The sequence below is a fragment of the Candidatus Clostridium helianthi genome (assembly GCF_045310795.1).
In the GTDB taxonomy this organism is placed as follows: domain Bacteria; phylum Bacillota; class Clostridia; order Clostridiales; family Clostridiaceae; genus Clostridium; species Clostridium helianthi.
On sequence record NZ_JBJIAB010000001.1, the window covers coordinates 196,330 to 219,223 of the forward strand.

Here is a 22,894-nt window from a genome sequence, read left to right on the forward strand (position 1 = left end):
TCAATAGTATAAAAAATATAAATTGGTTTAAAATACTAGATATTAAGGAATAATAAGGGGTTTTTTGAATGATTAAAAAACATAAAAATAACTTTATACTAATATCACTATTCTTATGTATACTAGTATTCATCTTCCTCCCTATAAATCTCTGCCCTCCATTGCTAAGATATGCTAGTATTTTCTCAATTTCAGACTCAAGTTTAAATAATAATAACTCAAGTAAAAGTAATTATACTGAAAAAAGAGCAACTCTATCATATGATAAAATAATAGGAAGAGATGGATTGTATCATTACAGAGTACTTTTTTGGGTTCCAAAAGAGGTTACAAAATTTATTCCTTATGCTGATACTGGAGTGATAACAGATGTTTCTTTTCATGGACCTATAGAAAAGTGGTCAGTAGAAGAAACTAACATAACTAATTCAAATGAAAAGCTGGTCTTTATTTTTGTTCCTAAAACTTTTGTTTATTTATATGGAAAGGGATTCGAAAAAGTTATTCACTTAAAATACATGTGATTTAAAAGTACTAATAGGTAGCTTGAGAATAACATTATCTTTAACATCCTTTCAATCTGTCTATAGTGTAATTATACCCTATAACCAATTTCCTTAAAACAAAAAATTGCACCAAATAATTCATTTAGTGCAACTACTTGTACCTGGAAAATCCTGTTTCCGCCAGGGTTGCTAGTCGAGAGTTTGCGAGCGACTTGCTTCGGCTATTCCCCCCTTGCTTGGCGTACCATCAATTAAAATTTTGGATCTCTGGGGTGCTAGTGAGGAACTTGTTACTCACTTGCTACTAGTTGTATCTTAACTTTTCTATTTCATCTATAGTCAATCCGGTTTTAATTGCTATAGTTTCATTATCCAAAACATCTAATAAATTTTTAGCTATCTCAAAAGCTTTTTTCTTTTCTCCTTCTTCTCTTCCTTTTTTAATACCATTTTCTTCCGCTGTCTTAATTTCTGCCTTATGTATACGTAAAGCCTTTAAATCATTTTCATATATTTCTCTTTCTTCTTTATCTAAATACATTATGTCTAATTTTTCTATAGCTATTTTTATATTCTCATCTTCTCCTAATTCTTTGGGTATTTCATCTTTATCTATTTCATAAGCTCTATTTAAAAAGCTAACCCATCTATCTAATGCTGTTTTTATATCTTTATAATCCTTCTTAAATTTATTTAATTCTATAAAGTGCATCTCAAATAAATCTGAAAATTCTTCTTTTGTTTTTTCATTATACATTCTATAAATATTATGAAAATCTTCTTCTTTTAGATAATTAAAATCTAATATATTTATTCCTATTGTCTTTCTTAAAAGTTCAAAATCATCTCCACTTTCAATTTGATCAGAATACACCTTTGACCAATAATAAAGTGCTCTTTTATCATAATATCCTTGTTCTGCTATTTGCATTTCTATATCATACCATATGCCTTTTTCATCTACTGCTTTTATATCAAGGATTGTCATTTTACCTTTTCTATAATTTGAAATATTATATGGGTTTTTTAGCTCTATATTTTTTATTTGATTTTCTTCTGATATTATGGAATTTATAAATGAAATTAATATGCATTTATTTTCCTCACTTCCAAAGAGCTTTTTAAATGCAAAATCTACTTTTGGATTTAATTTACACATGAGCTTCACTTCCTATCTAATACATATTCACATCTAACATTAACTTTATTCCTATTATACCCTATAACCAATTTCCTTAAAATAAAAAATTGCACTAAACTTTCATTTAGTGCAATACTTGTAATTGATAATTTTTCATAAGGTTCTGACTCTTTTTTGAGTGAAACATGACTCAACTAACTATTTTAATATTTCTTCTGCTTTAATAAATAATCCTTCAAAAATATTACTGGAGTAATACTCATTTATAGAAGGCTTAAATACCCCATCTACCAGATTATACTGAATCATCTCACCTGTCTGCTCAACTATTACATATTCTAAAACTCCATACCTTTGATATATTTGAAGTTTGGTTATATAATCATGTCCTGAATAATTAGGAGAAACCACTTCGAATATTATCTTTGGTGGAGATACGAAGCTTTCTCCAACTTTTTTTCCATCTTCACACATTACAAATACATCTGGAAATATATTTATTATATCCTTATCATTATGAAATTTTAATTCTATTTGCTCAGTATATACTTTACATTTACTATTAGTTAAGTAGCTCATAAGCTTAAATTGAATATTATTTACTATCTCATTATGTTTAACAGAGGTTTTAGAATGAAGAACAACATCTCCATTTATGAACTCTATATTATATTTATATTTATGTTGTAACTTCTCATATTCTTCTAAAGTAAACATTCTATTTTCTTCTATATGCATTTATATCAGCCCCTTATTTAATAAATTATATACTAATATATTTTTATTATAGCCTAAATCACATTGTAATGAAACAAAAAGCAGACATGATTTTTTATTAACCATACATGATATACATTAAATACATGTGATTTAAAAGTACTAATAGGTAGCTTGAGAGTGAAGTTGCTATATATATCTTTCCAAACATTTTTTATAGAAAAACTCCACAATATTATCTGCTTTTCTAGTATTATAAAATTCTAACATCAAAGTATTAAATTCTAATCTATCTTTAGCTTTAACATTTAATACTCCTTGGCCATTAGAAATCAATATATAGTTACATACTAATCTTGATGTTCTCTTATTTCCATCATAATAAAATTTATTTAAAGCCCCCCATAGGAACATTTCAAATGCTAAATCCGTCTTTGTCTTACATCTATCTATAATTTGTGGCAATTCAGTAGCAAATATAACTTCTAATTCATCATATTTGGGTGGCATAAAATCTGTTCCACCAATCCTAACCTGTCCTGTTCTAAATTGCCCACATATTAATGCTTCATCTTTTGCGATTATTTTATTGAAATCATTAAAAAGTTCTTTCCCTATTGTTATATTATCTTTCCTCACCATTTCAAATAATAAATTCCAACCTTCTTTTATACGATGAACTTGTTGCTCATCACTTAATCTATGACCGCCAATTGTTATTCCATCTAAAAGTGTTTGTACTTCTGGATATGTAAATGGATTTCCTTCTAAGCTCGCCATATTAAATACAACATCTGGCAATAATCTTTTTATCAATATAATTAATTTATTTATTTCTAATTGAGGTACAACATCGGAAAATGTAATATTTCGCTCAAATAACATTATCTTTAACATCCTTTCAATTTGTCTATAGTGTAATTATACCCTATAACCAATTTCCTTAAAACAAAAAATTGCACCAAATAATTCATTTAGTGCAACTACTTGTACCTGGAAAATCCTGTTTCCCCCAGGGTTGCTAGTAGGAAGTTTAAGAGCGACTTGTCCGAAGGGCTGAGGTTGCTAACTAGAATAAAATGGACTCATTACTAATAACTTTCCCAATATTCCAAAGTTCATATTCACTAATATCAATATCCTCATTCCAGCTTACACCATAACCACCAATATCAACTTGTGCTTGTTCAAATAACATCTTATTTTTTAAATCACTGTAGAAATCATCTTGCAGTTTTTCTTTAAAATCAATCTCTTTAAGTATTCCATTATCAAATAAAACTATTAAAATATATTGCTGAGAATCTATCTTTATTTTCTTTATTTTAGGATCATTCATAATTATTATTCTAAGCCCTCTAACTTCCTAAATAATTTAGTATTCCACATATCTATCAAATCTTTTTGATATTTCTCAGCCCATTCTTTTACTAATTTTAAAGCTCTATTTGATAAATCACCTTCTATCATTTCTAATGTATTTATATCTATAACACCAACATATTCTCCATATATTGCATGAAAATATGGTGGTGTATGATCATTTGGATACATCTTTACTACTATCCCATAAAATCTTGTAATAACTGGCATGTTGTTCACCTCATTCATTCATTCATTCATTTATTTATATTATATCCCATAAACTATTTTTCTTAAACAATAAAAATTGCACTAAATAATCACTTAGTGCAATGCTTGTACTTGTAAAATTTTGGACCTCAGGGGTGCTAGTGAGGAACTTGTGACTCACTTGCTATATCTTCTTTTTAAGTTCCAAAATTTCACTTTCATCAAGCTTTGAGTACTTAATTATTTTTTCTATTGGCTCTCCATCCTTTAGCATCTCTATCGCCATTTCTATTTTTCCTTCTTCCCTACCTTCTTCTTTTGCCTTATTAAGTGCACTTACCTTATCCTTTAATATTTTAGCTCTCATCTCGTAAATCTCTCTCTGCTCAGCATCATTACTCATTCTTACTAGTTGATCTTTTGCACGTCTTATTTCTTCTACTGTCATTTCAAGACTTCTTACCTTTTCACTTTCTGGATCTTTTAAAAATTCAGTCCATGCAACTAATAAATCTTTTTCATCACTATTTTCTTCTAATTTAGGAATTTCAATAAAATGCATTTCTATTATGTCTGTCAATTCTTCATTAGTTTCTATCTCCTTAAGTCTATATGCTGTATGAAAACGTTCAGTTTTTAAATACTTAAAATTTAAAATGTTTATACAAACCGTTCGTCCAAGCTTTGAGTAGTCTTCACCTTCTCCTAACTGCTCTTCATACATTTTACTTAAATAATACATACTTCTTTTTATCATACTATGTTCATTTTTTAGTTGTATTTCTATATTAATTATTTCATTATTACTTGTGGTTGCTTTTACATCTAATCTAGAATATTTATCTTCTATAAATTGCTTTGCAATGTCATTACCTTTTATCTTAACACTTGTTATTATATTCTTAGGCTTTAAAGTAGCATTTAGAAACGATATTAATATTTCAGGATTTTTCTCAGAGCCAAATATATTTTTAAATACAAAATCTACTTTAGGATCTAACAAACCTTTGCTCATAATTATTCCACCTCTTCTAAATATCTATTATCTTAATTATACACCATACATAATAACCTTAAAACAAAAAAAATTGCACTAAACTTTAACTTAGTGCAATGCTTGTACCTGTTAAATTTCCACAAGGGTCTGACCCCTTTGTGAGGACAGAATGACTAAACTTGCTACTCATCTACATCTGGAGAATTTTCATATATCTCAAACGGATCAATATCTAAACATGTATTTTCATTATAATTACCATCCAAATCCCAAGCCAGTGTTCCATTTAAAACAGTACAAGTTTGCTTAAAAACATTTATATCCTTAACTTTAGTAAATATACCTTTATTTATTAACTCCTTAGCATCATATAGCTTAATTGAACCATCATCAAAATAAACATAAACTTTGAAATCATTTGTTGGTCTTACTTGAATAACTTCTGGCATATATTCCATTTAAACATCCTCCTAACTCAATGGTGCTATTCTATATAATGCTTGGTGACTTCTAGCCAATTCCCAGTTTTGCATCAATTCATCCTTGTGAATTTCAGCCCAAGCTAAAACCAATTTCAATTGTCTCTTAGGCAAATATCCTTTCATAACTCTACCATTAATAATATCTACCAATGCCTTTTCACCATTATATTCAGCATAAAAATGTGGTGGTACATAATCATTATAATTTATAGTAATTCTTATTCCAAAAAATAGGCTTATTTCTGGCAATCCACTCACCTCTTTATTTCTATTTATTAGGTATATTATATCCTAAAAACTATTCGCTTAAAACAAAAAATGCACTAAATAATCCTTTAGTGCAACTCTTTGATTTGGTAATCTTTCACAAGAGCCTGACCCCTTTGTGAGGGAAGCATGACTGAACTTGCTAGTGCAATACTTGTACTTGGAAAATCCTGTTTCCCCCAGGGGTGCTAGTCGGGAACTTGTGAGCGACTTGCTAAATTTTTGGATCTCGGGGTGCTAGTGAGGAACTTGTGACTCACTTTCTTAAAAATAAATGTTTATTTTTATTTAAAATTTGATATAATATAAATAAGAAAAGCTTAGTGCTGGTAACACTAAGCTACTCCTAGAACGTTTTTATGTTTTAGGGCTATTAGATTTTTAACTTAAATTAATTGTTAAATAAGAGTTTAAAGCACTAATCTTCGCTGGATGGGTGCTTTTTCTCTTTGCTCTTAACCTCTATATCTAAACCAAGAAACTTACTCTTAATTTTTATATTTGAAGTGAAAAGGTTATTTTTTAATATCAATTTAATAATATATACAATAAATATACCTTCTATGATAAGTTCTAGCATATCCAATACCACCCCCTTAGACTATATAGTAAAATCTTTACCAATAGCCCAAGGTGGGAAAACGTACAACCACCATAGCCCATCTCTATGGTTAATTCTTAAATACCATCATAGTTTAACACATTTTATTAGTTAGTGGAACAAATTTCTTCAACAAAAAACACTGCACTAAACATTTATTTAATACAAGTCTTCTACAATTGTCTGACCCCTTTGTGAGGACAGCATTACTGAACTTGCTGCTGAATACTGTTTCTATCAAAAATAACTATTCCATCATTTATTATATTATTTTTTAATTCTTCTTTAGATATTTTATAAAAATCAACTACATCAACAGTATATATAATGTCAAGCTCTTCTAAGTCATTTCTTAATAAATTTAATCTACTGCTAGTCATATTATGTGAAAAAACAGCTATATCTATATCTGACGTTTTTTTATAATTACCTCTAGATCTTGATCCGAAAATCAAAGCTTTTTCAATTTCATCGTACTTAGATAAAACCGTATTTATATTAACTATAATAATTTCTTTTAATCCAAACATACTAATCAACTACCTTTGATTTAAGCAATACATAAATATCATTCATTTGTTTAAAATATTTTGAAATTATTTTTTCATATATGTCAAAGGCTACCTCTTCATCATATACATGAGAAGTTAAATTTCTGTCATTTAACATATCAATCCAAACTTCACCATCTTCAATAATTCCGATTTTAAAACCTTCTCTAAATGTACTTTTAGGACTTTTAGCTTCTTGTATTCCTTCACTTTCCAAATAATATTTTATTAATTTCCAACATATTTCATAGCAAAATTCAAATCTTTGTATTACTCCATCTTTTAGTGTTGATGATTTAGAATTACTTTTACTTTCATCTATAGCTTCACTTAATCTTAATAAAGCCTTGCCAAAGTCACTTAATTTTTCATTCAATCTTTTATCCATTATTAATCCTCCACTACAAGTATTATCTACTACTATTATATCCTATAATATTTTTCCTTAAAACAAAAATTGCACTAAACTTTCAACTTAGTGCAATACGTATTTCTGTAAAATTTTGGACCTCAGAGGTGCTAGTGAGGAACTTGTGACTCACTTGCTATTTTACTATATTTTTTAAATAATCTATAAATTCATCCTTAATTTCAGGCTTCCTTAAGGCATATTCCACTGTTGCTTCTAAAAATCCAAGCTTATCTCCAACATCGTATCTTCTTCCTTCAAAGTTATAAGCATACATAGCTTCACTTTTAGCAAGTTCTAGCAATGCATCTGTAAGTTGAATCTCATTTCCTTTGCCCGGTTTTGTATTTTCTAAAATTTCAAATATTGCAGGAGTAACTACATATCTACCAAGTATTGCAGTATTAGATGGTGCATCTTCTATACTTGGCTTTTCTACTAATCCCTTGACTTTGCAAACTCTATCTTCTATTACTATTCCATCAACTATACCATACTTACATACATCTTCTGGTTCAACACTTTGAACACCTAAAATGCTTGTTTTGTACTCATCATAACAATCAATAAGCTGCTTTAAGCAAGGTTTCCCTTCATTGTATACTATATCATCACCAAGAAGAATTGCAAAAGGTTCATTCCCTACAAAACTCTTAGCACAATGAATAGCATGTCCTAATCCTCTAGGTTCTTTCTGTCTTATATAATGAATATCAACCATATCTGAAATATCTTTAACCAATTCTAATAATTCATCCTTGTGGTTTTTTGCAAGCTCCATTTCAAGCTCAACAGATTTATCAAAATGATCCTCAATACATTTTTTATTTCTACCAGTAACAATGAGAATTTCATCAATACCCGAGTCAACTGCTTCCTCTATAATATATTGAATTGTTGGCTTATCCACTATAGGAAGCATCTCCTTTGGCTGAGCCTTAGTTGCAGGTAAAAATCTAGTTCCAAGACCTGCTGCTGGAATTATTGCTTTTCTTATTTTCTTATTCATTTTCTCTCTCCCATTATATTCTACAATGTAAATCTTTTATATTTGTCAGTAACATATTAAGTGTAAGTAATTCTGTTAATATTAAAAACAGATAATATCTTTATTTGTTAGTTCTATCTATCTATCTATCTATCTATCTAGATATTTTTTTATTTATAGATTAAACGCAAATCTATTTTTCTTTTATTATATTGGTTAATCTTAATTTTAACGATATAGTTTTAATAGCGAATAAATTAATCTTTTCCTTTAATAATACTAAAATTACTATATATATGATTATCCCCACTGCCCCTTGAACTATTGTTGTTATAATTTTAGCCCCCATATAGTTTCCTATAAGTCTAACTACAATAAACATAACTGTTGCAGCAATTACATATTTAACAATGCTTTTAATCAAATTTTTTTCTTGGATATTTTCTCTTAAAGATATATATTGAACTAAAGTAACTACAAATTCTGCAATTACAGTTGCTATACATGTTCCAATGGCTTTATAATAGGGTATAAATATGAAATTTAATATTACATTTATTACTGCCCCCATAGTTACAGAAACTGTGAACTCCTTTGTTCTATTTGTTGGTAATAAATATTGAACACCTAATACATTACTAATTGCTATAAAAAACAAAATTGGAGTTAAAATAATCATTAAGTATGAAACTGCACTAAAATCTTTTCCAAAAAACCATGGAACAAATTCATTGGATACCGCTGCTAATCCCACAGACATAGGAATCGATACATAAGATACTCCTTGAAGACTCTTATTTAAATATCCATTCATTTTTTCTTTATCACCACTCGCAAAAGTATTACTCATTCTAGGTAACATAACAACTCCAAGTGCTGTTACAAAACCTAATACTAGCTTAACTATTTTTTCGGATTGTTCATAGAGTCCTACTTCCCCAGTATTAGCTAAAGTTCCAAGCATCGTCTTATCTAATACCAAATAGATTTGAGTTGCAATCTGTGGTATAAATAATTGCATTGTTGGAATAACATGACTTACAATATCAGAAAATTTCACTTTAACTTTTAAAACTGTTCTAGGCAAATACATCCACATAACTAAATTTCCAAGCATAATCATCAAAGCATTTATACTTATATATTTATATAAATCATTGTAACTTTTTACAAATATAAAAATACAGATTACTCCTAATATCTTGACAATAAGATTTCTCGTAACTGTTTTCTTAAAATCTTCCAGCCCCATATACAACCATGATATATCAATGGTAGCAGCTAAAATATTAATTGCTTGAATTAAATAAATATTCCCATACTCCTTATTAAATCCAAAAATCAATATATAAACTAATAAGGAGATAACGGTTGTTATGGCTTTTAAAAATGTTATTGACCAAAATGTCTTAGACATCTTCTCTTTATCATCTCTTACATAAGCAATTTGTCTATTTCCATACATAGAAACTCCAAGGCTACCGAAAATCACAAAGTATTGAACGATAGAAAGGGTATAACTATATACCCCTATACCTTCTTTACCTAATATTCTTGATACATATGGAACTGTTATTAACGGCATGAATAAAGTTACTATTTGAAGTAACAAATTATACATAAAATTCTTTGCTATACTTTTACTCATCTTCTAAAGTTCCTTTTCAACACATCTTAAAGCTTGCTCAATAACATTATGCATATCATAATATTTATATTCAGCTAATCTTCCTCCAAAAATTATATTGCTCTCTTTATCTGCTAATTCTTTATATTTATTATAAATTTCATTATTCTTTTCATTATTTATAGGATAATATGGTTCATCGCCTTTATTCCACTTAGCAGGATATTCTCTAGTTATTACAGTTTTAGGCTGCGTACCATATTCAAAATGTTTATGCTCTATTATTCTTGTATATGGTACTTCATACTCAGTATAGTTAACAACTGCATTTCCTTGATAATTTTCTTCATTTAAAATTTCATGTTCAAATTTTAAACTTCTATATTCTAAAGTTCCAAATTTATAATCATAAAATTCATCTATCATTCCAGTAAAAACTATTTTATCTGCTAAACCTTCTAATTCCTCTCTATTTTTAAAGAAATCAGTATTAAGCCTTACTTCAATTCCTTCAAGCATTTTTTCAATAATCTTAGTATATCCCCCTAACGGAATACCTTGATATTTATCATTAAAATAATTATTATCATAAGTAAATCTAACAGGAAGTCTTTTTATAATAAAAGCTGGAAGTTCTGTAGCTCTAGTGCCCCATTGCTTTTCTGTATATCCCTTAACCAACTTTTCATAAATATCTCTTCCAACAAGCTTTATTGCTTGTTCTTCTAAATTTTTAGGTTCAGCTATATTGCTTTCTGCTAACTGTTCTGCAATTTTACCTTTAGCTTCAGCTGGTGTCTTAACTCCCCATAATTTATTAAATGTATTCATGTTAAATGGCATATTATAAAGTTCGTCCTTATAAATAGCAACTGGTGAATTTGTATATCTATTAAACTCTGTAAAACTATTTATGTAATCCCAAACTTCTTTATTACTAGTATGAAATATATGTGCACCATATTCATGAACATTAATTCCCTCAACCTCTTTGCAATAGATATTTCCAGCTATGTGATTTCTCTTATCTATAACCAAACACTTTTTTCCTCTTTTATTTGCTTCATATGCAAATATTGCTCCGAATAATCCTGATCCAACTATTAAATAATCATATTCCTTCATTTCTCTCTCCTCATATTTTTATATGGTTTTATTTAAAGAATAAAACCATACTATTTTTTTATATATTCTACTTTTGGATTAAAAAATAATCCACTAAAGACACCTTTTATTACAATTCTAATTTTTCTCCATTTAAAATTATTTGATTTTATGAATATTTTAATTAATATCTTAACTACATAAAAAATATAGTTAATTATTCCTCCAAAACCACTATTTTTAGCTATATAAAGTTTATTTCTAAATTCATAGAAGTATCTATCAATTCTATTTTCCGTTTCAACAATAGAAACTCCTAAATTTTCTTTCATATAATGGTGTACTATACTATTACCTATCATATATCCATTAAATTGTTCATTTATTCTACTTGTATATTCTAAATCATCCCCCCAAATAAAAAATTCAGTTATAGGTAATCCAACCTTTTCAATTACTTGTCTATTAATTAATAATGAAACAAAGGAGGCATTTCTAACCTTTACTAAACTAAACTCAGAAAATTTATTCCAAATATAATCTGCTTTAGGTATATTCATTAAACAAGGGTTATTATCTTTATACAAAACATTGCTGCATACAAATCCAATATTCTCATTTTTTAATAACTTCAATCCTTTAAGCATCATTTCCAATGCATTTTCAGTTGCAATTGTATCATCATCCATTATCCAAATATAATCATATCTATTATCATAAGCATATCTTAATCCTTTATTAAATCCACCTGCACCACCTATATTTTCTTTCAGATTTACGCAAATAATCAGCTTACTTAATTTTTTCAAATATTCTTCTGTCCCATCATTACTTGCATTATTAATAATTATTATTGAGTCTAAATTTACTGTTTGATTTAATAATTTTTCTATCGTTAGTTTTAGCAAATCTAGCCTATTATACGTTACTACTACAGCACATATTTTCAAAATTCTTCACTCCTCTTATTATTAAGATTTATTGCATCATAAAATATTGCAACAAGTAAAATTTTATTCACTAATTTACCACATAAATTGTATATTTCACTTAAATATATTTATGTTTAATAGACCAGTCCACAATATAAAATATAAGAAGGTAATTAAAATATTTTGTTTATCAAATTAGATATAATTATTTCTATTAATTTATTTAAGCATATATTATTAATGTTCTACTAATGTAGATGTAGAATTCTAAAAGTCGAAAACTTCTTATAATTTTATCAATTTCTAAGTATATATGTTTTTATACTTTTCAGTAACAATCCCAATTAATACATAAATCATAAGAGTAAATTGTCTACTAATTAAGTCACTGCCATAAATAGTAGCAAATAAAAAACTAATTATAAGCATTATACCAATCATCCCATAAATTTGATTATATAAATTTCCCTGTCTTATTAAAACACAAGCTCTTATTGTAAATATTAAACACATTACTATGATTAAAATTAGTCCAATACTTCCTATTTCTAAATTAAGTACAGTGGTACTCGATAAATGATAGCCAAAATTACTACCATACTTTTCATAAATTTTAGATGCTTGGATATCAAATATCTGTCTATTTCTACTTACACCTGAATCTATATAATACCAATTTTCATTTGGTAACGCACTTCCCAATCCTTTACCAATAAAATTTTCATATGGTTTATCAAATTCTACAGAACTCAAATATGGTATTGCTTCTAATCTTCCCATTATGAACTTAGAGTTATTATTATGTAAAATATAATCTTCTATCGTTATAATCATAGTATTTCCGGAAAACATACTGCTAAATTTCGGAAATAAAACCATGACCATATTTATTCCAATAATCATAAAAATTATCGATATACTGACTACTAAAGCTTTTTTCACTATAATTCCTTTACCAACAAAAAGAGTAATTATTGTTACTATTATAAAAATAAAAATAAAAGCTTTATTTTCTTGTAATACAAAGCAAGTAAATGTTAGTGCTATATTTAATAATATTACAAATATGCTACATTGCTTTTTTAAAAATTTTAAATAAAGAATAATTGACATAATCATTATAAATATGGCAAAAGTCGATGGACCTGTTAATCCAAAGATTCCATTTATAATATCTGGGTCACTTTTTAAAATAATTTGTATTATAAATATAATTAAATTAATAAAATAATACATATAATAATAGTATTTTATATTTATTTTTCTATTACTTAAAATTATATAAGTTGGTAAAAACCTAAAATAAATTCTTAATCCATTAAAAAAATCACTTAAATTTCTTGTGGTAATACAAACATATATAAAATTGATTATAATACACATTATTATAATTATTGCTATGCTATCTTTTATAGAATTCTTATATTCATTAAAGTTAATTAGTATTTTAAAAATTAAAATAATTGAAATAATCTCCGATAAATATTTAAGTTCAAAAGGAACATCTATTTTAGTATGAGCTAATATAGAATCTAAGACTACATAACTAATCAAAGTATAACTTATCTGGTTTTTTATAATATCTATTTCATCTTTCTTTAGTAGATATAATATGTAAATTAATCCAAAAATTGCATATAATATATATTTAGCTTCTCCAAAGTAACTGCTTAAAAATAAACATGAAATTAATATCAAATTTATCAAATTACATATTAAGAATTTTACAATTTTATTATTTATAATCATATTCAACCTCATTTTTAACTGCATAATTTTAACACTGCTAATTAATAAAACTAAAAACAATCTTAATTATTCTTCTAATAACCTTTCTATTTCTCTTATATTCTCTCTATAATTAAAATCTTTTTTTCTTTTTTTACTCTTATTTTCTAATTTTTTAATAACATTATCATTACTTAGCACATATTCCAATGCTTGCTTTATTCCATCTTCTGTACTTTCACAAAGTATACCGCACTCACCATCTTTTAATATTTCTCTGGTTCCACTTATTCTTGTACCAATTATAGCTTTTTCCAATGCTACAGCTTCTAAAATGACTAAAGGATGTCCCTCAGAAATTGAAGATGATATATACAAATCTGCCGCTTTAATATAAGGATATGGATTAGATACAAATCCTTTCAATTCCACACTATTTTTTACACCTAATTCCTTAATTTCATTTTCTAATTTATTTCTTTCAGGTCCTTCTCCTAATATTATTAATTTATGAGGATATTTTTTACATAACTCTGAATGTACTTTAATCAATCTATAGAACCCCTTTTGTTTATGCAATCTACCAACCGAAATAATTGTAAATTCCTCGAACTTTACGTTTCTTTCTTTAGACTTTTCTATTACATCATCAATTAATATAGGATTATATATTACTCTTTCTTTAATATTAAGATTACTAAATAACTTATTAAATGCTTGCTTACTATCTTCTGAAACAAATATAATTTCATTAAACTTTTTATAGCTTTCTTTTTCATCATTTATACTGTCATAATATTTTTTAGTCCAATGCTCTTTTATTAAATCAATATGAACCCATGCAATTTTTTTACTATGTATATTGTTGGAAGCAGATATCAATTTTGTTGGTAACCCTTCTAGAAAAGCCACTTCAACATCATATTTTTCTTTTATTTTTAACTTATAATATATTTTAGGCAAATACCTTAAAAATCTGTAACTCATTGCACCTAAAATCCTATTACTTGAAAATATATTCTTTATTGTTATATCTTTTCTAACCTTATTTAGATGTACACCTTTCTTTTTTAAAAGTACCAATGTTATGTCAAACTTATCTGCATTTATACTGTTAACAATATCCACCAATACTTTTTCTGCTCCTCCTCCTTCTAAATTTGTAATAAAAAAAGCTATCTTTCTTTTCATATTTTTCCTTTCTAAAACAGTTATTATATGAATAACCATTTATATTTCACGTTTTTTATTTTAATTTAAAATCCTCACTTAATTTTTATTAATTTCTTTTAATACTTATCACAATATACTGCATTTTATGTTAGGAACATATTTTATATCAAGTAAAATTATTATTTAAAAATTTTAAATTCATTCTATACTTTATCTCGTTAATTAATTGGTTAATTTTATACCTGTTACCTATCACATTAAAAAATATTAGAATTGATCCTTTTATGTATTTTTTTTCATTTATTAAAACTTTCCCTCTATAAATATTATCTTGAGTAAATTTTAAATATTTTAAATTTTTCAAATTGTTACTATCAAAGTTTTCAAGTATACAATACGGTTTTCCCTTTAATGCTGCTATATAAGATTTATTTATAGTTTGAAAATTAATTTGTTGAAATAATCTATTTGAATTACATATACTAGTTTTTCTTACTCTGTAATCTAACAAAAATTCTGGTAAAGTTTCTAAAATAATACCATTAATTATTGCTCTACATAAAAATTCATAATCTTCAACATACATACATTCGTTATATCGTTTTAATTTACTTAAAATACTCTTTCTAAAAAGCCATGTGGGATGTACTGCAACATTCTTATACATTAATATTTTTTTTATTTGTTCAAATTTAATTGGTGTATTTCTTTGTTCACCAATCTTATTATCAAATTCATCAATAAAATTTGCATAGGACATTACTAATCCAACTTCATTGTTTTTTTCCATAAACTCAACTTGTTTTTTTATTCTATTCAATTTGCTTACATCATCAGCATCCATTCTTGCTATATATTCCCCATTACATTCTAATAAAGCCTTATTTAATGATTTAACTAACCCTATATTTTTATTATTAAATAATACTTTAATTCTTCTATCAATTTTTAAATATCTTGTTAGTAAGGAAATAATATCCAAATTATCCGGATTATCATTAACTATAATTATTTCCAAATTTTTATATTCTTGATTTATTAGTGATTCTATGCTTTTTTTAACCCATTGAATCTCTTCATTATAACAACACATCACTACTGAAACTAATTTATTACACATATATCTTACTCACCCTAATTATAAATTTAGTATAATTATACTCCCATTAAATTTTAACAATTAATTGTTTTGCAATAATTCTTCACATAATATTATTTAACTACTATATAAAGATTTTAAATATTTAATTATACATTTTATTATTTTTCTAAACCTTATTTTAAAGTTAATATTTTTATATAAAATTTAAAATATTTAATTATATATGTTGCAAATTGTTTTCTACATTCGGACGCACAGCCCGTCTATTATCTGAGTAGAAACTATATTTATATTTCCTATAAACTTTTCAACTGCGTTTCTAACTTGTGGTAAAGAATGATAAAACACATTATTAATAATAGATGCTTTCAACCATACCCATAACCCCTCTATTAAATTCATTTCTGGGCTATATGACGATAAAAACATCAGTTCAAGTCTATCTTTAACTTTATTTAAAAACGGTTGTATCAATTTTGGATGATGAATTTTAGCATTGTCTAATATCATAACAATTTTCCCATTCGGATATTGCTTAAGTACATTTTCTACAAAGTTATTGAATACCTGTGCATCATATTTCTCATGTTCTTCACAATATACTTTACCAGTTTCATAATCCAATACTCCCATAAGCTTAGCTCAATCATTTTTTCGTAAGTAGGTATTTTTCTTTGATGGCCTTTTATAAGCCAGTTCTTTTTTATTGCTTGATAATCTCTAATCATTGATTCCTCTTCAAATAAAATAGTATCAACTAATCCATTAAGGCATTTTTTTACAACTTTAAAATCATCTTTAAATTTTTCTTGTTTTTCTTTATTAGCTTTTACTAGAATGTAAGTTGGTCTTGTATAACTTAAATTTACTCTATACGATACATAAGCTATTCCCCTATGCGATATTGTTACATTAAATTCTTTAATAACCGATTGTCTTACCAATTCTATATTCGAATTCTTTTTAGATTCAAAACCAAAATCTTCTAGAGTTTTTGTAGTAATAGTTTCTACTATTATTTTTTCTTGTCCTTTATTGAGTTTTTTACTAGCTCCTCCGCCGTGGGCAATATTTAATCCGTCTAATCCTTTCAATTTATAGTTTTGTATATAAATTGAAACAGTATGTTCATCTATATTTTCCATTTCAGCTATTTTTCTATTACTAAATTCATCAAAATGTTTAATTGATATAGAATATCTTTTATATAATTTTAAATTTTTAATATGTTTTAAATCATTTTTTATTTCTTTGACTTCATCTTCATATCCACTAATCTTGTTAAGTACTAAAACATCCATATTTAACATCTCTTGATAATTTTATTTTTAGTTTGGATATTTTAGCTAATTTATACTTATGGATAATTATCCCTGAAAGCTATTTTGAAAATTTTCATTTTGCAACATATATATTTTAAATATCATCTTATCACATGTTATTTTTATAAATTTTTAAATGTAAATCAAAATATAAATTATTATTAAATTTGTCTTTAAATACTTTTTTGCATTTTTCTGACATATCTATATATTTAGCTTTATTACCATATAGTTCTAAGATAAATTTTTTAAACATCTCAATATCTTTAACATTTACTAAATATCCATTTATACCATCTATAATTTCTTCATTTGTTCCATCAATATTGGTTGCTATAACTGGAACACCTTGAGAAAATGCTTCTAATGGTGCTAATGGTAATCCCTCTATATAAGAACATAATAATAATACATCTATATATTTTAGATGTTCTATAACATTATCCTTAGATCCTAATAAATAAACTATTTCTTTTAACCCTTCTTTTTTAACTAGTTTTTTTAAATTATCTAATTCAGGTCCATCACCTAATAATACAAACTTTATTTTTTCATTTTCCAATGAAGTTCTCTTCGCTACTTCTATAAAATCATAAACTCCTTTATAATCTATCATTCTACTAACTTGAGCAACTATAAAATATCCACACTTTTTTAATTCTAAAAGTTCACTATCTACCACTTTATTTTTACACTCAGTTTCTATAGTATTATATACAGTTATAATATTCTTTTCATCTAACTTAGATTTTCTAATCAAAATTCTTTTAGCTGCTTCACTTACTGTTATAGTATTTACATTTTTTAATGATACATTAGTCAACTTAAACTTATCTTCAATGCATAAGTGTTGAGTATGTATTACTCTAACTCCGATAAACTTTGATACTATTTTAGCTAATAGCGTTGTCATTCTATGATGACTATGAATTATATCAATATTGTTCTTTTTTACTATATATATAATTTTTATAATATTACTTATAATATTATATGGGGTTTTATTTTCAATATCATTCAATGAAATATTTCTAATGCCTATCTTTTCAAATTCAGGTAATAAAGCGCCACCATCTTTACTCGCTATAAAAATTGTATTACTTCTAATGAATTCTTTAGAAAGTTTTAAAATACATTTAGCAACTCCACCTATGGTCATTTCATTATTTAAATAAAGTATATTCAATGTAAATTCTCCTTAAACACTTTAAATATAAAATTCTTATATATTATTCCTATATAATCAACATGTACTCAAAAACACTCTATTAAAAAGCACTTAATCTTTAAAAATTTAATTAGACTATTATTTCTAAAACATCTTATGCATTTCACAACCTATCTTTACTAATTAAAATTTTGAATATTTACAAAGTTTTCAATTGATTCAATTATAAATTGTGTATTAGATTCATATTGATTAAATTCACAATTTATAATATTACTTATCACACTATCTAATTGTTCAATTTCATTAACCGATTTTATAAAATTCATCTTTTCAAATTCACCTATTATCTGCAATTGATGATCATCAACATGCTCCCCAAAATCTTTCAACCTAGGAACAGCAATTACTTTTTTCCCTTGTTTTACAGCTCCTATAATAGCACCAGTTCCTCCATGGGTTATTACTTTATCACATCTGCTCATGACATCTGAAAACTCATCCCTATCTAGGAAATTTTTATATTTATAATTTTCAGGTTCATAGTCACTATATCCAGTTTGAGCAAATACCTCTTCTGTAATCCTTTTTTCTTCTACAAGTTTGTCTATTTCTTTTAGTAATCTATTAAATTGAAATTTTTGTGAGCCAACTGTTACAAATATCAATATATCCCCCCCTTATATATAGCTTTCGGATAAATCTTAAGCATATCTTCCCATTGAACATAGAATTGATCTGCAAATTTATACAAAAGCTTTCCTGTCAAAGTTGGAGTATTGACTTTTGCAAAAGATTCAATGAAAATAAGCTTTTTCCTGAGCAACTTAGCAAATATACACATCGGTATAGTTGACAAAGCACCTGTCGATATTATTACATCTGGTTTTTCCTTAAAAAATATCTCTATAGTTTTTATACTATTAAATATCATTTTAGGAATAAATGTTTTTTCGCTTCTATTTACTTGTCTTAAATAATATACTTTTTTATGATCTTTGATTACAGAATACTTTGTTTTTTCGGTTACTATAAAGCTATCACACTTATTCATAAGTGGCTTTAGCATCATTAACTGTTCAAAATGCCCTCCGGTAGATGCTATAAAACAAATTTTTTTCATCATTTCTCACCACACACTTTATTTATTTAACTGTCGCTGCAACTTCTACATTAATATCATTTTCTAAATTTAAAATAGCTTCTCTTCCAACCGAATGATATTCTACTCCAAACTTTTCAACTTCATTTATTGCATAACAATTTCTCCCATCAAACACAACAGGAGTCTTCATTAACTCTACATATACATTTAAATCTACTTCTTTTATTTCATCCCATTCTGTAAATATAAATGCAACATCTGCATCTTTTAATGTTTCTTCCGGTGTATTTGTGTATTTTATTTCATTTGGATAAACTTTTTTAAAATTATCAATTCCTACTGGATCGTAAGCTACGATTTCTGCTCCTTCATCTAATAATCTTCTTACATTAGGTATTGATGGAGCTTCTCTTAAATCATCAGTTCCCGGTTTAAATGTCAAGCCTAAGACTGCTACTTTTAATCCTTTTAGAGAACCAAATCTTTGTTTTGCTGCCCTAAATAATTTATATTTTTGATTCTGGTTTACTTCAATTGTTGCTTTTATTGTTTTCAATTCGTATCCATTGTCATTAGCTAACCAATGAAGTGCTTTTGTATCTTTAGGGAAACATGAGCCACCATATCCTATTCCTGCTTTTAAGAATTTATCTCCTATTCTTGGATCAAAGCTCATTCCTTTAGCTACATCTTCTACATCCGCTCCAACTATTTCACAGAAGTTAGCAATTTCGTTCATAAAAGAAATCTTAAGTGCTAAAAAATCATTTGAAGCATATTTTATCATTTCTGCACTTCTTCTATTTGTTACAACTATTGGCTGATTATATCTTTCATAAACTTCTCTTAGAATATTTTCTGCATTTTTTGATTCAACACCAATTACTATTCTTTTGGCATGTAATGTATCAATAACTGCTGTTCCTTGAGCTAAAAATTCTGGGTTTGATGCCACTTCTATATGAACATTATTTTTTACATTTTCTTTTAAAAATTCCTCAACCTTATCGTTAGTACCTATTGGCACTGTTGATTTAACTACTACTAAGCAATCTTTTTCTACATTCTCTGCTATCTGCTTGCAAACGTTAAACACATAATCTAAGTTAGCTGAACCATCTTCTCTTTCTGGAGTACCGACTCCTATAAATACTAAATCAGCATCCTTATATGCATTGATGTAATCCGTTGTAAAATCTAATCTTCCTTCATCATGGTTTCTTTTTAAAAGTTCATCTAATCCTGGTTCATATATAGGTGAAATTCCTTGTTTCATCTTTTGAACCTTTTTTTCATCAATATCCACACAAGTTACACTATGTCCAACTTCTGAAAGGCATGCTCCTGTAACCAATCCTACATATCCTGTTCCTGCTACTACAATCTTCATATTACTTCCCCTATCTTGCATGTTCATCACCAAAGAACACACCAAATGTTTTTAGAACTAACTTTATGTCAACTAGAGTATTTCTCTCTCTAACATACTTAACGTCTAATCTCATCCAGTCTTCAAAACCAATATCGCTTCTTCCAGATACCTGCCAGTAGCAAGTAAGTCCTGGCTTAACAGTTAATCTTTCCATCATCCAATCTTCAAATTTCACTACTTCTTTTGGAAGTGATGGCCTCGGTCCAACTAAACTCATTTCACCTTTTAAGACGTTAACTAATTGTGGCAATTCATCTATACTTGTTTTTCTTATGAATCTTCCTATTTTAGTTACCCTTGGATCTTCTTTCATTTTAAACATTGGTCCAGCCATTTCATTTTTAGCACTTAGCTTGTCCTTTAATTCTTCTGCATTGGCCACCATAGATCTAAATTTATACATCCTGAATTTTTTGCCATTTCTTCCGACTCTCTCTTGCGAAAAGATAGAATTTCCTTCTGATTCTAATCTTATTAAAATGGCCACAACTAAAAATATTGGGCTTAAAATTATAAGTCCAATAGATGAACAAACTACATCCATAGTTCTCTTTAAAAAACAATATCCTATTCTGCTGTCTTCCGTTTCCAGTTGTTCTTTAAACAAAACTTCCTCACTGTTAAATTCTAACTGCTGCATACTACTCCCCCTAAAGCTCATTATCACCAAACGAACAAATTTTCCCCTTATTATTCACAAAAAGCAACCAACCTTAACATAAATCAAAGCCGGTTGCACTAATAACTCACCATATATAAAGTGCCCAGATAAACATATGGATCAACGTCTCTCTATCACAGATTATACCACATAATTAATAATTTGTTAATATTGATTCGACAATCCATCTCATGAAATTTATCCCATTGTTAGACATTTAACAATAAATTTATCTTTTAAAAAATCCAAATATCGATTTCTTTTCTTTAATTTTCTCTCCTGAAAACTTTATCTCCCCATTATTTAGCATTTTTTCAGAACTATCTTTAAATACATCCTTGATTGTGCTTTTATTTATTAAATCCAAAGCCGTACTAAGACCAGTATTTCTTCTATTAATATTATGAGCATCTGAACCTATAAAGTTATATATCCCATTATTTAGAAGCGTATTCGCTGTCTTTTGAACTTTTTCTCCAAATCTTCCATCTATACTTCCAGCATTTACTTGGAATAAATAACCTTCATTAATAAACTTATTAATATTCTTAGGATCTTGTATAATAGGAATATATCTTTCTGGATGTGCAATTACTGGTACTATGTTTCTCACTTGAAGCTCATAAAGAGTGTCAAATATACTTTCATCAAACTTTCTCATCGGAAATTCAATAAGCATATATCTAGAATCATTTATAGTTCCAATATTCCCTTGTATATAGTATTCTATTATCTTTTCAGTATAATAAACTTCCTGACCACTATATACCTTTACATCTATGTTCTCTTTCACTAAAATATTATTAATTTCCTTCACATAATTCTTAACTTCATCAATTGTAGCTTCTCCATACTCAAGTAAATAATGAGGAGTAGCCACAATTTCTTTAACACCATCTTTTTCCGCATTTCTAAGCATCTCCAAAGTCATTTCCATATCCCTAGATCCATCATCAATCCCAGGTATTATATGCGAATGAATATCAACTATCATAACTATCCCTCTCCTCTAAAAATAAAAAAATCAGTAAAAGTTTCCCTCTTCTTTCGGTAAATATACTCACAAAACTAATCTTCATAGATATCCAATTTAAATCTTCAACTTATTAGATAAACAAATCTACTAAAACTTTAAATTCATATCTTTACTAGAAATTATAATCTTTTATCTATATCTGCTCAAAGTAGATATCCACATTCCAAACTATATCTATTCCTGAATATACTCTATACCAGAAAGAAAGGTCTTGCTTTTGTGGAAGTGTTACATTAGAGGATTAAACTGTAGACATTTCTTTAGCAAAAGTTG

27 protein-coding genes and 1 riboswitch are annotated in these 22,894 nt (G+C 27.0%); of the genes, 1 reads left to right on the forward strand and 26 read right to left on the reverse strand.

The features are described 5' to 3' along the window. The first annotated feature begins 68 nt into the window (after positions 1–68). Positions 69–524 (forward strand): hypothetical protein, encoded by a 456-nt coding sequence (locus tag ACJDTP_RS00895; protein ID WP_103697824.1) that lies wholly within the window; start codon positions 69–71, stop codon positions 522–524. A gap of 286 nt (positions 525–810) precedes the next feature. On the opposite strand, the gene ACJDTP_RS00900 is transcribed toward ACJDTP_RS00895, so the two are convergent. From ACJDTP_RS00900 to ACJDTP_RS01025, 26 genes are all read right to left on the reverse strand, one after another. Next, positions 811–1,665 (reverse strand): Rpn family recombination-promoting nuclease/putative transposase, encoded by an 855-nt coding sequence (locus ACJDTP_RS00900; protein WP_078114797.1) that lies wholly within the window; start codon positions 1,663–1,665, stop codon positions 811–813. Between the two features lie 180 nt (positions 1,666–1,845). After that, positions 1,846–2,385 carry a Uma2 family endonuclease gene (locus ACJDTP_RS00905; protein ID WP_039771251.1) on the reverse strand — a complete coding sequence of 180 codons (540 nt, stop codon included), beginning with the start codon at positions 2,383–2,385 and terminating at the stop codon, positions 1,846–1,848. A 168-nt stretch (positions 2,386–2,553) separates the two neighbouring features. Beyond that, complete coding sequence (locus ACJDTP_RS00910; protein WP_103697825.1) at positions 2,554–3,249, reverse strand: Fic family protein; 696 nt, start codon at positions 3,247–3,249, stop codon at positions 2,554–2,556. Positions 3,250–3,433: 184 nt separating this feature from the next. Next, positions 3,434–3,703: a DUF2442 domain-containing protein gene (locus ACJDTP_RS00915; RefSeq protein WP_406760224.1), complete on the reverse strand. Its 270-nt coding sequence runs from the start codon at positions 3,701–3,703 to the stop codon at positions 3,434–3,436. Between the two features lie 5 nt (positions 3,704–3,708). After that, positions 3,709–3,957, reverse strand: a complete 249-nt coding sequence (locus ACJDTP_RS00920) for a DUF4160 domain-containing protein (RefSeq protein WP_078114784.1) — start codon at positions 3,955–3,957, stop codon at positions 3,709–3,711. Positions 3,958–4,120: 163 nt separating this feature from the next. Beyond that, a complete protein-coding gene (locus ACJDTP_RS00925; protein ID WP_420492548.1) occupies positions 4,121–4,951 on the reverse strand; it encodes an Rpn family recombination-promoting nuclease/putative transposase in 831 nt (276 codons plus the stop codon). A gap of 164 nt (positions 4,952–5,115) precedes the next feature. Further along, positions 5,116–5,391: a DUF2442 domain-containing protein gene (locus ACJDTP_RS00930; protein WP_406760225.1), complete on the reverse strand. Its 276-nt coding sequence runs from the start codon at positions 5,389–5,391 to the stop codon at positions 5,116–5,118. Positions 5,392–5,403: 12 nt separating this feature from the next. Continuing rightward, positions 5,404–5,664, reverse strand: coding sequence for a DUF4160 domain-containing protein (locus ACJDTP_RS00935; RefSeq protein WP_078114792.1), 261 nt, complete (start codon positions 5,662–5,664; stop codon positions 5,404–5,406). A gap of 436 nt (positions 5,665–6,100) precedes the next feature. Continuing rightward, positions 6,101–6,262, reverse strand: coding sequence for a hypothetical protein (locus tag ACJDTP_RS00940; RefSeq protein WP_406760308.1), 162 nt, complete (start codon positions 6,260–6,262; stop codon positions 6,101–6,103). 227 nt (positions 6,263–6,489) lie between these two features. Continuing rightward, positions 6,490–6,813, reverse strand: coding sequence for a nucleotidyltransferase domain-containing protein (locus ACJDTP_RS00945; RefSeq protein WP_078114791.1), 324 nt, complete (start codon positions 6,811–6,813; stop codon positions 6,490–6,492). 1 nt (position 6,814) lies between these two features. Beyond that, positions 6,815–7,222, reverse strand: a complete 408-nt coding sequence (locus ACJDTP_RS00950; protein WP_078114790.1) for a nucleotidyltransferase substrate binding protein — start codon at positions 7,220–7,222, stop codon at positions 6,815–6,817. Positions 7,223–7,379: 157 nt separating this feature from the next. Continuing rightward, on the reverse strand, positions 7,380–8,252 hold the full coding sequence (galU, locus tag ACJDTP_RS00955; RefSeq protein WP_406760226.1) for a UTP--glucose-1-phosphate uridylyltransferase GalU: 873 nt from the start codon (positions 8,250–8,252) through the stop codon (positions 7,380–7,382). Positions 8,253–8,424: 172 nt separating this feature from the next. Next, positions 8,425–9,879, reverse strand: coding sequence for a flippase (locus ACJDTP_RS00960; protein ID WP_406760227.1), 1,455 nt, complete (start codon positions 9,877–9,879; stop codon positions 8,425–8,427). A gap of 3 nt (positions 9,880–9,882) precedes the next feature. Further along, positions 9,883–10,983: a UDP-galactopyranose mutase gene (gene glf, locus ACJDTP_RS00965; RefSeq protein WP_406760228.1), complete on the reverse strand. Its 1,101-nt coding sequence runs from the start codon at positions 10,981–10,983 to the stop codon at positions 9,883–9,885. 50 nt (positions 10,984–11,033) lie between these two features. Continuing rightward, the gene (locus ACJDTP_RS00970; protein ID WP_406760229.1) at positions 11,034–11,912 is read right to left on the reverse strand and encodes a glycosyltransferase family 2 protein; all 879 of its coding nucleotides are present in this window, start codon (positions 11,910–11,912) and stop codon (positions 11,034–11,036) included. A 285-nt stretch (positions 11,913–12,197) separates the two neighbouring features. Then, the gene (locus ACJDTP_RS00975; protein WP_406760230.1) at positions 12,198–13,643 is read right to left on the reverse strand and encodes a hypothetical protein; all 1,446 of its coding nucleotides are present in this window, start codon (positions 13,641–13,643) and stop codon (positions 12,198–12,200) included. Positions 13,644–13,709: 66 nt separating this feature from the next. Continuing rightward, a complete protein-coding gene (locus ACJDTP_RS00980; RefSeq protein ID WP_406760231.1) occupies positions 13,710–14,813 on the reverse strand; it encodes a glycosyltransferase in 1,104 nt (367 codons plus the stop codon). Positions 14,814–14,961: 148 nt separating this feature from the next. After that, complete coding sequence (locus ACJDTP_RS00985; RefSeq protein ID WP_406760232.1) at positions 14,962–15,915, reverse strand: glycosyltransferase family 2 protein; 954 nt, start codon at positions 15,913–15,915, stop codon at positions 14,962–14,964. Between the two features lie 222 nt (positions 15,916–16,137). Beyond that, complete coding sequence (locus tag ACJDTP_RS00990) at positions 16,138–16,530, reverse strand: IS630 family transposase (protein ID WP_406760233.1); 393 nt, start codon at positions 16,528–16,530, stop codon at positions 16,138–16,140. Further along, entirely contained in the window at positions 16,446–17,198 is a 753-nt protein-coding gene (locus ACJDTP_RS00995; protein ID WP_406760234.1) for a winged helix-turn-helix domain-containing protein, read from the reverse strand. Before ACJDTP_RS00995 ends, ACJDTP_RS00990 begins: the two co-directional genes overlap by 85 nt. A 130-nt stretch (positions 17,199–17,328) precedes the next feature. After that, complete coding sequence (locus ACJDTP_RS01000) at positions 17,329–18,405, reverse strand: glycosyltransferase family 4 protein (RefSeq protein WP_406760235.1); 1,077 nt, start codon at positions 18,403–18,405, stop codon at positions 17,329–17,331. Positions 18,406–18,566: 161 nt separating this feature from the next. Next, a complete protein-coding gene (gene pssE, locus ACJDTP_RS01005; protein WP_406760236.1) occupies positions 18,567–19,055 on the reverse strand; it encodes a PssE/Cps14G family polysaccharide biosynthesis glycosyltransferase in 489 nt (162 codons plus the stop codon). Further along, the gene (gene pssD / locus ACJDTP_RS01010) at positions 19,052–19,513 is read right to left on the reverse strand and encodes a PssD/Cps14F family polysaccharide biosynthesis glycosyltransferase (protein ID WP_406760237.1); all 462 of its coding nucleotides are present in this window, start codon (positions 19,511–19,513) and stop codon (positions 19,052–19,054) included. Before pssD ends, pssE begins: the two co-directional genes overlap by 4 nt. Before the next feature lie 19 nt (positions 19,514–19,532). Next, complete coding sequence (locus tag ACJDTP_RS01015; RefSeq protein WP_406760238.1) at positions 19,533–20,882, reverse strand: UDP-glucose dehydrogenase family protein; 1,350 nt, start codon at positions 20,880–20,882, stop codon at positions 19,533–19,535. A gap of 10 nt (positions 20,883–20,892) precedes the next feature. Further along, positions 20,893–21,564, reverse strand: coding sequence for a sugar transferase (locus ACJDTP_RS01020; RefSeq protein WP_406760239.1), 672 nt, complete (start codon positions 21,562–21,564; stop codon positions 20,893–20,895). Positions 21,565–21,642: 78 nt separating this feature from the next. Then, a riboswitch (cyclic di-GMP riboswitch) is annotated at positions 21,643–21,725 on the reverse strand. 89 nt (positions 21,726–21,814) lie between these two features. After that, a complete protein-coding gene (locus ACJDTP_RS01025) occupies positions 21,815–22,579 on the reverse strand; it encodes a tyrosine-protein phosphatase (protein ID WP_406760240.1) in 765 nt (254 codons plus the stop codon). Positions 22,580–22,894 lie beyond the last annotated feature (315 nt).